Here is a 13,397-nt window from a genome sequence, read left to right as displayed (position 1 = left end):
TGGCGACGTAGCTGTACGAGCCATCGCCATGCAGCGTGAGCTTGCCGAGCGAGGTCGTGATCTGCTGGTCGACGTTCGCGCTCTGGTCAGTGCCCAGATTCCCGGCACCAACCCCGACCACCGTCGCCGGCCCATCGGCGCCGGAGACATCGTTGTGCAGCACGCCGGTCGCAGCCGACGTCGACAGCGCCGCTCCAGACTGGTCACTCGCGGTGTCCGCCACCGCGGTCGGCACGTCGTCCACGATGTCGATCGTGAGCGAGGAGGTCTGCGTGTTGCCGTGCGAATCCGTCACCGTGTAGTTGAACGTCTCGTGCTGGCCGTCGATCCCCGTGCCTTGCGAGGTGTGGTTCGGGTCGTTCGTCAGCAGCGTGTAGCTGTAGCTGCCGTCAAGGTTGATCGTGAGGTCGCCGTAGGTGCCGTGCACCACCGTGTGATCCGCCGTCACCGCGGTCCCGTTGACCAGCGACACGGTCACGGCGTCACCCTGCGGGTCCGAGAACGTCAGGTGGTCGCCCGCAGCCGTGGTCGCGCCGACGCCCGGGTTCGAGCCGTTCGGAAGTCCGGCCTCGTTGACCTGGTCGGTCGCCGCGCTCGCAAGCGGTTTGCCGTCCGTGACGTTGATCGTCAGCGTCGTCGTCGACAGGTCGCCGTCGCCGTCCTTGATCGTGTAGGTGAACACGTCCGAGCCCGACACGTTCGGGTTGGCGACGTAGCTGTACGAGCCATCGCCATGCAGCGTCAGCTTGCCGAGCGACGTCGTGATCTCGTGGTCGACATTCGCACTCTGCTCGCTGCCGAGATTCCCGGCGCCAACGCCCACCACCGTCGCCGGCCCATCGGCCCCGGCTAAGTCGTTGTGCAGCACGCCGGTCCCGCTCACCGTGCCGGTCATGGCGAGGGTATCGCCTGACTGAACGCTTGCGAGGTCCGCATTCGCCTGCGGCGTGTCGTCAGCGACATTGACGGTGAAGGTCTGCGTGACCGCGTCGCCGTCGCCGTCGATCGCCTTGACCGTGAAGGTCAGCGGCAGCGAGCTGCCGTTGGCGCCCGTGTGGTCAAGCGGCTGATCGAGCTGGAATGCGAAGGCCGGGTTGACCAGCCCGTTCAGCGCCACGATGAAGACGGGCTGATCGACCGATTCCCCGGTCTTGAACGCCACCAGTTCCTGGTCGACGCCATTGGCCGCCAGACGCACCGCATAGTCGAGGGCAACGCCGCCGGAGGTCAGTCCGGTCGGCACGATCAGATTGTTGCTGCCGTCCGTTGCGAACTCGAGATGGCTGGTGCCGCGATCGTCCGCGTTCCAGTCGATGTTCAGGTTGCCGAAGGTGCTCTGCACCAGGGGCAACCCGTGCTCGCTCACGTTGCCGGACTGCGCCGCGCCGGTCACGACCGGGATGTCGTCAGTGACGTGGATGGTGAGGGTCGAATGGGTGTTGTCGCCGTCGGAATCCGTGGCGGTGAAACCGAACGACAGCGCCTTGTCGTTCTGTTCCGCGCCGGAGGCCGGCGCGGCATGATCGATATTGTCGAGCAGATTGAAGTTGTAGTGCCCGCTGACGAGATCGTCGATCGACACGGTGAAGATCGTGCGGGTCACCGACGCGTGCGTTGCCGTCGCGGTCAACAAGGTGTTGTCGTTCGACAGCGTATATGTGATCGCATCGCCGTTCGAGGTCAGGCCCGCCTGCACGCCGTTCAGCGAGGTATCGAACGCGACCGAGCGGTCGTGTGGGCCGACGTTCGGATTGGCGTTGTCGGCGCCCCACGTGATCGCAAGCGACCCGCTGGTCGATGCCGGAACGAAGGTGTTCGCAAACGAGGTCAACGTGCTTTCGGCCACCGGATCCGTGACGATCGAGCCGATCGTCGGCACGTCGTCGACGATGTCGATCGTGAGCGTCGAGCTCTGCGAGTTGCCGTGGGAGTCCTTCACCGTATAGGTGAACACGTCCGGCTGATCGTCGCCGCTGACCCCGGCCGGATCCGCCGTCGTCAGCGTATAGCTGTAGCTGCCGTCCAGGTTGATGGTCAGATCGCCATAGGTGCCGTGCACCACCGTGTGGTCCGCCGTCACTGCGGTCCCGTTGACCTGCGACACCGTCACGGTGTCGCCCTGCGGATCCGACAACGTCAGGTGGTCGCCTGGCGCTGTGGTCGCGCCGACACCCGGGTTCGAGCCGTCCGGAAGCCCGGATTCATTGACCTGGTCGATCCCGGCGCTGGCCAGCGGCCGGCCGTCGGTGACGTTGATCGTCAGCGTCGTCGTCGACAGGTCGCCGTCGCCGTCCTTGATCGTGTAGGTGAACACGTCCGAGCCCGACATGTTCGGGTTCGCGACGTAGGTATACGAGCCGTCGCCATGCAACGTCAGCTTGCCGAGCGAGCCCGTGATCTGATGGTCGACATTCGCGCTCTGGTCCGTGAGCAGATTGCCGGCGGCAACGCCGACCACCGTCGCCGGCGCATCGGCACCGGCGGAGTCATTCGACAGCACGCCCGTCGCAGCCGTCGTCAACACCGTCGCTCCGGACTGATCGCTATTGAGGTCGGCGACCGCATGCGGGCCATCGTCCTGGAACGTCACCTTGACCGGAATCTGCGAGATGGCGCTGGCAGTGTCGCCGTCGGCGTCGGTGATCGTGCCGGTGACGAACAGCGTGCCCGGCTGGATCGAAACCGGATCGTCGTAAGCGGCGGCATCGGAGCCGGCGATCGGGTTCGCTATCGCCTGGAACTGCGCAACCCAGAGATGGCCACTGCTGTCGAAGGTGAGCGCAAAGACCTTCGTCCCGTTCGACAGATCGCCGTTGGCGACACCCCAGACGATCGAGGGATCGCTGGTGTCGGTATAGAGATGGATCGCGGCGTGGCCGGTGGTCGCAAACAGGCCGGAATCCTGGCCAGTGAATTGACCGTTCGCTGTCGAGGTCGAAAGCGCGTAACTGACCTTCGCCGGCGCGTCTGCGCCGGAATTCGACGTGAAGAGCGTGCCGACGGTACCCGGCGACTCCGCATAGCCGATCGCCGTGAGGCCGTTGGTCGCGATGGCGCCGGCGAGCTGCGGCGGCGGCGGAACGAGGCTCGGATCGACATCGTTGGCCGGGTTCGGATCGGCGGCAACGTTGACGCCGGCGCTCTCGTCCTCGATCACCTCGAATACGGTCGGCGTGACGACATTCGCTTGCACGCCGCTGAGCGTGAACTGGTGGCCTCCGGCAATGGTCGTGGTGTGTCCGGTCGAATCGGACTGGAAAGCAAAGTCGTGATAGTCGCCCACGATCAGGCGGTTGAAGGCGGACGCACCGGTGACGGCGATCGTATCGCCCTCGTGCAAGCCCGAGATCACGTAGCCGACGACGGTCGTGCCGTTGTACACGGCCGTGCCGATCACGCTGGTCCCGTTCACGGTAATGTTCGTGATCGAGCCGACCGTATCGTCGGTGAAATCATGCGACGCCGAACTGTTGTCGCTGGTAGCCGCCGTGGACTGGATCTGCAGGAATACGGTGGCGGTGTTGTTATTGCCCTGGATCTGCGAGATGGAAACGCTCGCCGACGTCACATTATCGTGCTGCGTGGCCGTATAGTCGTCGGTCTGGCCATTGGTCGTGACGACGTGCGTGACGAAGTCGATCCGAACGTAATCGGGGGCGTGAACATTACCGTCACCGACGCCGCTGATGGAGTGGTTGTCGACACCGATATTGCCGGTCTGCCCCTGCGAGGTGTTGACCGTTTTGATACTGCTTGTCGAGCCGTTGAAGGCAGTCAGCAGGATGTCGTGATCATCGGCGCCATCGGCGCCGCGATAGATCGCGTTGCCGGCCGTCAGGCTGTAGGAGACCGGCTCCGTCGAAGTGCTGCCGCTGACCGCCGAGATGCTCGGACCGTCATCGTGGAACGTGACCTGGGCACCGAGGTCGATGCTGGCGGTCGCGGTGTCGCCATCGCCATCGGTGATGGTTGCAACCAGCGTCACCAGATTGGGAAGGCTATTGAGGCTGATGCCCTCATTGAAGTCACCCGGGGTAAGTTCATGGACGGCACGCAGCTGCGTCAGGCTCACGTCGGCCGAATTGGGATCGACCGACAAGGTGAAGACCTGCGGGCCACCAACCGCATGGGCCGCATCGGTACCCTCGCGGCCGACGATTTGGCCGCTCTCCAGGAACAGAAACACCTTGTTTCCGGTGGCGGAGTCGATCAGGCCGGAATCTACACCGGCCGCGCTCGTCGCGCCGGACGCGGCAAGTGCATAGCTGATCTTGGCGCCGTCGGCGCCGGGGGTCGACGTAAAGGCCCCTGCAAACGATGTGTGGTCGGTGGTGGAGCCGAGCGGGCCGGTGTGCGAGCCGTCAACGCCATTGGTCGCAGCCGTCAGATAGCTCTCATCGACGCTGAGCGATGGCAACTGGCCCGTCGTTGCCTGGATGGTCGGGCCGTCATCGTCGAAACGGATCGCGGCGGAGACGTCGACGGTCTTCGAAGCCGTGTCGCCGTCGCCGTCCTTGACGGCCACGGTCACCGACAGCGAGCCGGTGTTGAGGAACACGCCCTCGTCGTTGCTGGCCGTGTTCGGCTCATGCAGCGAGACATACTGGACCAGCGACAGTTTGCCGGTGCTCGCGTTGACCGTGAACGCGAACGCGGCGTCGTCAGCCGAGGTGACCTGGTGATCGCCGTTCGAGTCATAACGGCCGACGACGTAGCTGACGCCGTTATAGGTCTCGTTGAACAGGATGATGTGCTGGCCGGCCGTCGTCTGAAGGCCGGAATCCGTGAGGCCCGAATTGGCCGTCTGCACGACATAGGTCGTCGCATCTGAGGTGGCCGGGCCGTCGCTGCCGAAGTTAGCGGAGACGCTGACGATCGCGCCCCTGCCCTCCGCAAACTGCGGCTGCATGTCGGGATCGAAACCCTGGTGGGCGACTGCGTTGAAGAGCGAGTTGGCCGCAACTTCATTCGAGTCCGCCTGGATGCCTGCGGTTTCGTCGATCACGATCTCGCCGACGGACACGTTGGCGAGATAGGTGCCCTGATTGTCCGGCGCGCCGGTCTCGCGGAATTCAAGCAGGTTGTCGTGATTGGGGCCGGAGCCGCCCACCACCTGGATCGTGTATTCCTGCATCTGCCCGGTCGGCGAGATGTCGCCGACCTTGACGCCGCCGAACCAGACTTCGAGATGCGCCAAATTCGGGAACGGCGCGCCTGCCTCGAAGCGCAGATCGTAGGTCTGGCCACTCGCCAGTCCCGTGACGACCTGGCTGATTTTCACGTCATGCGGCGAGGCGTCGAGGTCGACCATGTAGCCGCCGGTCGAGGAATGCATCCCCAGATAGCCGTCGCCGACGCGCTCGAGCTGAACCGTGCCGCCGCCGGTGTTGGCAATCAGATCGGCGCCGGAATGACCGCTGTTGGCGTCGGAGATGGTCCAGCCACCATTGGTGCCGGTCGCAGTGCCGCTTCCCTGGCCCCACTCATTACTGTTGAGGACGAACGCACCGAAGTCGAGGCCGTTGATCACCGCGGGCGCGGTCACGGTCAGGGTCGGGCCGTCGTCCTGGAACTGGATCTGGCTCGAAATGTCGATGACCTTCGTGACGTGATCGCCGTCACCATCAGTGACGGTGACGGCAGCCTGAACGTGCTGCAGGGTCGTGGTCGGCTCATCGAGGTCGCTCGGGGACGATCCCGGGCTCGGGTTCTTCAGCGACAGATATTGCGCGACACTGATCCGGCCATCCTGACCGATCTCGATGGCGAATGCCGCCGGATCGGAGGTCGAAACAGAATGATCGCCGTTGCCGTCGACGCGGCCGACGATCATGCTGACGCCGTTGTAGGTCTCCAGCCGCAGCAGAATGTGCTGGCCGTCAGTGGTCTGAAGGCCGGAATCGGTGTTGTTGCCACCGTCGATCTGCAGCGACAACACGGTCGAATTGGTCTTCGCCGCGCCATCGGTGCCGAAGGTTGCGACCACGCTGACCATCGGGGCGGAGCTGAGCGCAAATCCGATGGCGCCGTTGTCCTTGTTCGGAACGTCAGGATCCGAGCCCTTGTTCGTGATCGCGTTGAACGAGGCGAGCACGGTGCTCGGCAGGTTTGCGCCGGCGACGTCATCGGACGGATTGGGATCGCCCGCGTTCTGGACGCCCGGCGTTTCGTCATGGACGACCGTTACCCCGGTCGCGGTGATCGTGACCGTGGGGCCGGAATCCTCGATCTTGATCAGCGAGCTGTCGTGGCCCGCCAGCGTGACGGTTTTCGAGTCAGAAGCCACGTCGCCGTCGCCGTCGGTCGCGGTCACGGTCAGCGTGACGCCGAGGCTGGCATCACGATCGTTGAAGGTCAGCGACGCCGACTCGTCGCTCGAATTGGTGTTGCTGTGCTGGATCGGCAGATATTGCTCGACGACGATCCGTGGCTCACCGCTGCTCTGGTCGATCACGACATGCAGGGCGACGAAGTCGGTGACGTTACCGCCGCCGCCAATGCCGATCTTGCCGACGATCGAGCCGTCGGCTTCCTTGAACAGATAGATCGTGCGCTGGGCGTCCGTGAGGCCTGCCAGCGGCGAATCGGCAAGCGCAGTGACGATCAGGTTGGTTTCCACGCCGGTCGCCGAGCCGTTCGAAACCGTGCTGCCGTGATCATCCTTCAGCGTAAAAGTGTAGCTGACGGTGGGCGCGGCCTTGGCGCCGTCGGCGCCGAAGTCGACGTCGGTGGTGAACAGTTCCGCAACCGAGGTGCCCTTCTCGTCGGACGTCGGCGTCTTTGTGATGCCGATCGCCTTGGTCGGGTCGGTGCTGATCAAGAACGAGGGAGCCGTCACGCCGGGAACGTCGTCGCTGGTCGCGTTCGGGTCGCCCGGGGTCACGCCGATCGACTCGTCGAGCGTCAGCGACGCCAGTGTGACGTCGTGGCCGTGGCTGTCCTCCGCCCGGTCGACATCGACCGTCGGCGTGTCGTCGTTGACCTTCACGGTCAGCGAGCCGGAATCCTGGTCGCCGTCCCCGTCGGTGACGGTGAAGCCGATCTTCACGGAAAGGTTCTCTTCCGTGGTGCTGTTGGTCGGATGAACCAGCGGTTCGCTGACCTTGAAGGTGTAGGATCCGTCACCGGCGACGTCGAGCGTGAAAACGACGTTACCCGAAACGTGTCCGGTCGCGGTCAGAACGGTATGGCCGCCACTCGTCGTGGTCGTGTAGTCGAGGGTTTCCTGGCCGGCGAGACCGCTATCGAGCTTGTAGATCGCCTTGATGTCCGAAGGCGGGGCAAAGGTGACGCTCTTGGTGCCGTCGGCGCCGCTGTTGAAGAGCGAGTGCGCCCCGCCCGTCAAAGTATTCAGGCTCGGGAAAGCATCGCCGCTGCCGCCGAAATTCGGCGGGAAAAGTGATTGCGCCTCGTCGTCGAGAATCGTGAATGGCTTGACGTCATAGGCGTGCGGCACGTCGTCTTCGAACTTGATATGGCTCGAAATGTCAGCCGAAGCGGTCGCCTGATCCTGGTCGCCGTCGGTGATGGTGACGGTCGCACTCACGACGCCCTGCGTCAGCTGGACGGTTTCGTCCGACGCGTGCGGGTCGGGATGCTTCAGCGACAGATATTCCGCCGTCGCCACGTGACCGTCGTCATCGATTGCGATCGCGAAAGCCGCCGGATCGGAGGTCGAGACCTGGTGGTCGCCGTTGGTATCGACCCGGCCGACGATCACGCCGTTCTCGATCGTGAGATAGATTTCCTTGCCGTCGGTGGTCTGAATGCCGGAATCGACCGAGCCGCTGACGCCATTGAGCGTCAGGGCGTACACGACGGCATTGTGCGCGGCAGGTCCGTCGGCACCGAAGATGGCATGAACATCGAGGGCGTCGTGGCCGCCGATGGCAAAGCCGATCGCGCCATGGTCCTTCTCGCTCGACGTAAGGTCGGGATCGCTGCCCGTATTGACGACGGAATCGAACAGGTGGCGGACGAAGGACGCGGTCGTATCATCGTCTTCGAACTGGACGCCGGGCGTCTCATCGAGCACGACCGAGAAACGCTCGTCGACATTGACGGTGACCTTCGGGCCGTCATCGAGGAAGGTGATTTCATGGGAGACGTCAACCGACTTGGTGACAGTGTCGCCGTCGGCATCCTTCACCGTCAGCGCAATCGACACGCTGCCCGTCGCGAGCGAGACCCCCTCATTGTAGCTGTTGAAACCGTCAGCGGCCGTCGCGTGGTCCGGTTGATTGAGAGAGACATACTGGGCCACCGAAACCTGCCCGGTGGTCGGATCGATCGTGATAGCGAACGCAGCCGGATCGCTGCCGTCGACGACGGTATTGCCGTCGTGGGGCGCGTCGTAGCGGCCGACGATGACGCCGTTCTCGAGGAATAGATAGATCTCGCGCCCAGCGGTCGTCTGGAGACCGGAATCGACGCCGCTCTTCGCCAGCGTCAGTTCGAACAGCTTGGACTGGGTCGCATCGCCGCCATCGGCGCCGAAATTGATGTCGGCGGAGACGAGGCCCGAATTCACCGCATAGCCGATCGCATTATGGTCGTGGCTGACGTCGGGATCGAAGCCCTTGTTCGCGACGTTGTTGAACGCCGTCTGGGCCGCGGCCGAAAGGTCCGTGAACTGGACGTCGTTGGTGCCGGCCTGCTGGCCGGGCGTCTCGTCGATCGTGACGGAGTTCTTGCCGGGGGTCAGGATCAGCGTCGGACTGTCGTCATGAATGACGATCGTCGAGCCGATGTCGATGCTGGCGGAAGCGGAGTCGCCATCATTGTCCGTGATCGTCGCGGTCAGCGTGACCGGGACGCCGGAAAGCTGGATCGGCTCATTGCTGGGGACGTTCGCCTGGGGAGTGAGCTCGTGCACTGAGCGATCGAGCGTCATCGTCACCTGGCCGGACAACGAATCCACTTTGAGCGTGAAAGCAATCGCGCCATCGGGGTCAGAAGTAGCGAGGTCCGTTCCCACGCGGGCGACGATGGTGCCGTTCTCATTGAACAGGAACACCTCGTGCCCGGTCAGGGAATCGATCAGGTGGGTGTCAACACCGCCACCGCTCACCGACACTGCATAGCTGATAGTGGCGCCGTCGGCGCCGTCGGCGTGCGTAAAGAGGCCGCTGAAGTCCTTGGTGACCGAAGCCGGGTATGACGGCGTTTGCGCGCCGCTCGGCAGCGCGCTCTCGTCGACTTCGAGGACAGGCAGGACCGGTAGCTGCGGCTCCTCTTCGCCGCCCTGGCCCAGCACCACAGCAATGGTCGGGCTGTCGTCATGAATGACGATGGTCGAGCCGATGCTGATGCTGGCAGAAGCGGTGTCGCCGTCATTGTCCGTGATCGTCGCGGTCAGCGTGACCGGGACGTTCGAAAGACTGATCGGCTCGTCGCTGTTGGCGTTCACTTGGGGAGTGAACTCGTGCACCGAGCGCTCGAGCGTCATCGTTACCTGTCCGGACGAATCCACTTCGAGCGTGAAAACGATATGGCCACCGGCCGCAGCGGTGGCGTCCGTTCCCTCGCGGGCGACGATGGTGCCCTTCTCGTTGAACAGGAACACTTCGTGCCCGGTCAGGGAGTCGAGCAGGTGCGTGTCGACACCGCCCGCGGTCACTGACAAGGCGTAGGTGATGGTGGCGCCGTCGGCGCCGTCGACATGCGTAAAGGCGCCGCTGAAGTCTTGAGTGGCCGTCGTCGACAATGAGTGCGGCTGCGCGCCGCTCGGCAGCGCGCTCTCGTCGACTTCGAGGGCGGGAAGGAACGGGAGATGCGGACCGTCGCCCTCGCCCTCGCCTTGCGCTACGGCGATGCTCGGACCGTCATCGTTGATCGTAATGTGCGGACCGAGGTCGAAGCTTCCGGTTGCCGAGTTTCCGCTGACGTCGACCGCCGTCGCCGTCACCGAGACCAGTCCCGGGCCGAGGTGAATCCCCTCGCTGGTGTCGGCCGGATTATCCTTGGAATCCTGATGGACGCCGCGCAGATCGGTCATCGTGATGTGACCGGTACCGTCCACCGTCAGTGTGAAGACGGTGAGCTCCTTGCCGTTGACCGTTACGACACCATCGACCTCGGCGGTGCCCTTCTGAACCAGGACGACACCCTGACCACTGAGCGAGTCAATCAGGCCGGTGCTCGTCTTGTCGACGTGGAGCGCGTAGGTCAGGCTCTGCAGACCCAACGGCGTACTTACCGTGAAGACGACCTGAAGGTTCTGGGTATCGACATTGGAGCCGGACGCGCCGGTGGTCGACCCAGCCGAGTTCGTGCCGTTGGCCGGAATGAAGCTCTCGTCGACCACCAGTTCGATCGAGCCGGTCACGCTGACCGTAGGAGAAGATATCGCGGGGAATTGCTGATCGCCGGTCGCGGAATTGCCGAGCTCCTCCTGCCCCAGCAGGTCCAGCGGATTGCCGGCGTTCAGCGGATCCACCGCGGAGCTGGAGAAGTTGGCGCCGCTTCCTTGCGCGTTGCCGCTGCCGTCACCGGCTGCAGGCAGCACGGACTGATCGGTCGTGATCGGGAAGAGGCTGGCGAACTCCTGCACGCTGACGTCGCGCCCGGGCGCCAGCTCGATCGACAGCAACTGATTGTCGTGCCGGGAGTCGAAGACGGGATCGACCGTGATCGTCGACTTGTTGTCGAACAGAATGATCAGCTTCTCGCCGACGTGGACGAGCGTGATCTTCTCGTTGGCGATTGACGAAAAGTCGAGCTTCACCTTCTGGTCGTAGCCAAGATGCACGACCACCGCCTGATCTGTCAGCGGCTTCGCTAATGAGAAGGTTCGAACTGGGGTGGAGGTGGTCGGAACAGCGGTGCCGGTGGCCTGCGCCACCTGAAATTGAGCGTTCATTAATTGCCCCTGCCAAACACTTTTTGCACTGGAAAAGCAGAAAGTAAGCCGAAAATCTTCGGTATTAAGCTATTGTTAACTGCACCAGGGGTCAACGAAATCAACTAGTTAACGAAGACTTTTTGGTCCACCGTGGTAAATTGGTTGATGCGGGAACCGGACACCCGAAAAGGCATTTGAAATGAATACCTTGCAGCGAACTACTCGGAAAAATTGTGCGACCTTGCGAGCAACGACAGCGGTATTATTGTCCGGTCTGACCGCTGCGCTGTGTGGATTCGCCGCGTCGGCATGGGCCGAGGACCCGCTCTCCCCGGTCGAGCGAACGGTCAAATCCCTCCCCAACAAGGACACGCGAATCGGCGTCTACATCAACGTGCTGCCCGACTGCACATCGGGGCCGCTGCCCACGATCCGCCTCGTCAATGCGCCCGCCTCCGGGAAGGTGACCGTCAAGTCGGCGAAGGTGAAAGCAACCAACTACAAGTCCTGTCTCGCACTGGAAGTGCCGGCCTACGTCGCGTTCTACAAATCGCAGCCCGACTTCGTCGGCGACGACGTGCTGATGATCGAAGTCAAATATGCCGGCGGTCGAACCGAAATTCAGAAGATCACGGTGAACGTGGTCGGCCCGGGCGCGCAGCAGAAGATCTAGGCGGGGGGCCGTAGCTTGGGGTGACGATCCCGACGCCGGAACGCGCCGGAATCAGGTGGCAATTGCGTCGATCTTTCCCTACGCCACGACGGCACCTGACCAAACTACGCTGGAGCAAAAGATCCGGGGCGGCCCGAGGCCGCCCCGATATCCTGTTACTGCCAACTCGGCTCAGAGGTGGAAGTCATTCGCGGTCAAATGCAGGTTTGTGCCGGTTAGTGTGATCTGCAGGTCGGCCGTGGTGTCGCCCGTCGTGTCGACACTGACGATGGTGTTGCCGCTAGATTCGGTCCAGGTGACGCTGTTTGCGACGACTGCGCTGTGGCTGTCGCCGGAAACGAAGTTCAACGTTCCCGCAGACAATGCGCTGAAGTCGATCTTGTCCGTGTCCCCGTTTGCCTTGAAGTCGGTAATGGTGTCGCCAGTGTCCAACTTGCTCAGATACACGAAATTGTCGTTGCCGGCACCACCGGTGAGCGTGTCGGCGCCGTAGCCACCGATGAGAGTATCGTTACCACCGTTGCCCTCAATGGTGTCATTGCCAGACCCGCCATAAAGCTGAGAGTCGTTATTGTTGTTACCATAGATGTGGTCGTCACCCGAACCACCGAAGATATGGTCGTCACCATCATCGCCATACAGGGTGTCGTTGCCCGCTGCACCGTAGATGAGGTCGTTGCCGTCAAGTCCGTGGATGGTATCGGCGCCTGTCGTACCGAACAGAGCGGCGTTTCCTCCACCATTGTCGTTGGAAGACGTTCCAGTGCTGGCAGTGGGCTTCGCTAGGTCGTCGAAATCATTGGGGTCAGCGCCGGTATAGACCGGCGGCGCTGTCGGCGGGCCGCTGGGAACGTCGGTCACGCCGTGAATGGTGACATCAATGAGCTGGTCATCGCTGCTATCCAACGAGTGCACGGTATAGAAGTCGTGCAGAGTGCCGCCATTATTCAGCGCGTTGACCGCATCGTTGCTGCTGTCAAGCGTGTAGGTCCACAGGCCCGTCGAGGTATTGAACGCAAACGTACCGTAGCCGTTTGATCCGGTGTGATTTCCGCCGTCCGACGCGAGGAAGGTATTTTGACCGTCATCGGCATCTGAAACGCTGAGCGTTCCCGATGCCTGGGCGGGGTTATCTTCGGTCACATCGCCCGTGGCGGTTCCGCTGATCGACGCCGTATCGTTGGTGCCGACGATGTCGATCGAGATGGTGTGTGCCGTACCGTCGAAGCTGTGCACGACGAAGCTGTCAGACGCATGCTGGCCTTCAGCCAGGTGATTGTTGGCGTCGTGGTCGGCCGTGTACGACCAACTTCCGCTGACATCGATCGACCAGCTGCCCAGCGCCGTGCTGCCGCTGTCGGCCTGAGCCGTCGACTGATCATGGTCCAGGTCCTTGACGATCAGTTGTCCGGTCGCGTCCGCACCATCCTCATGTGCCGTACCCGAAGTGACGCCGCTGAACGAGGCCACGTCGTTGGTGCCAACCACATCGATCTTGAGGTCGGCATTCGAGGTGTCGCCGGCGTCCCCCGTGAACGTATAGTGCACGGTGATGGTGGCATGCTCGCCGTCAGCCAACGCGTCGAACGCTGCTCCCGCATCGACCTTCACCTGATTGGCATCGATGGTGATGGTGGGCGTCCCCAGGGTCACGCCGTCGGGGCCAGTTACATCGGCCGCGCCGTTAAGCGAAATGGTGTTCGCCGCGGTGTGATCCGCGTCCTTGGTATCGTTGGCAATTACGTCGAACGACTTGGTGTCATTCTCACCCATCGAACCCGTATCAGCAACGGCGATCGGGACGTCGTTCGCACCAACCACATCGATCGTGAGATCGGCATTCGAGGTCTCCCCCGTGTCGCCCGTGAGCGTGTAGTGCAC

At 63.0% G+C, this 13,397-nt stretch carries 3 protein-coding genes; 1 reads left to right on the top strand and 2 read right to left on the bottom strand.

The features are described 5' to 3' along the window. Positions 1–10,861, bottom strand: a 10,861-nt coding sequence (locus tag K289_RS0138995) for a DUF5801 repeats-in-toxin domain-containing protein (RefSeq protein WP_027556311.1), incomplete at its 3' end; no start/stop codon positions are given. A gap of 247 nt (positions 10,862–11,108) precedes the next feature. On the opposite strand from K289_RS0138995, the gene K289_RS0138990 reads away from it, so the two are divergent. Beyond that, a complete protein-coding gene (locus K289_RS0138990) occupies positions 11,109–11,516 on the top strand; it encodes a hypothetical protein (protein WP_051311300.1) in 408 nt (135 codons plus the stop codon). Positions 11,517–11,687: 171 nt separating this feature from the next. Here the strand turns inward: K289_RS0138990 and K289_RS0138985 are convergent. Beyond that, on the bottom strand, positions 11,688–13,397 hold a 1,710-nt coding region (locus K289_RS0138985), incomplete at its 5' end, for a VCBS domain-containing protein (protein ID WP_027556309.1).

Origin of the sequence: Bradyrhizobium sp. Cp5.3, from assembly GCF_000426265.1 — a bacterium.
Classification (GTDB): domain Bacteria; phylum Pseudomonadota; class Alphaproteobacteria; order Rhizobiales; family Xanthobacteraceae; genus Bradyrhizobium; species Bradyrhizobium neotropicale.
This window is presented reverse-complemented; position numbering and strand designations above follow the sequence as displayed.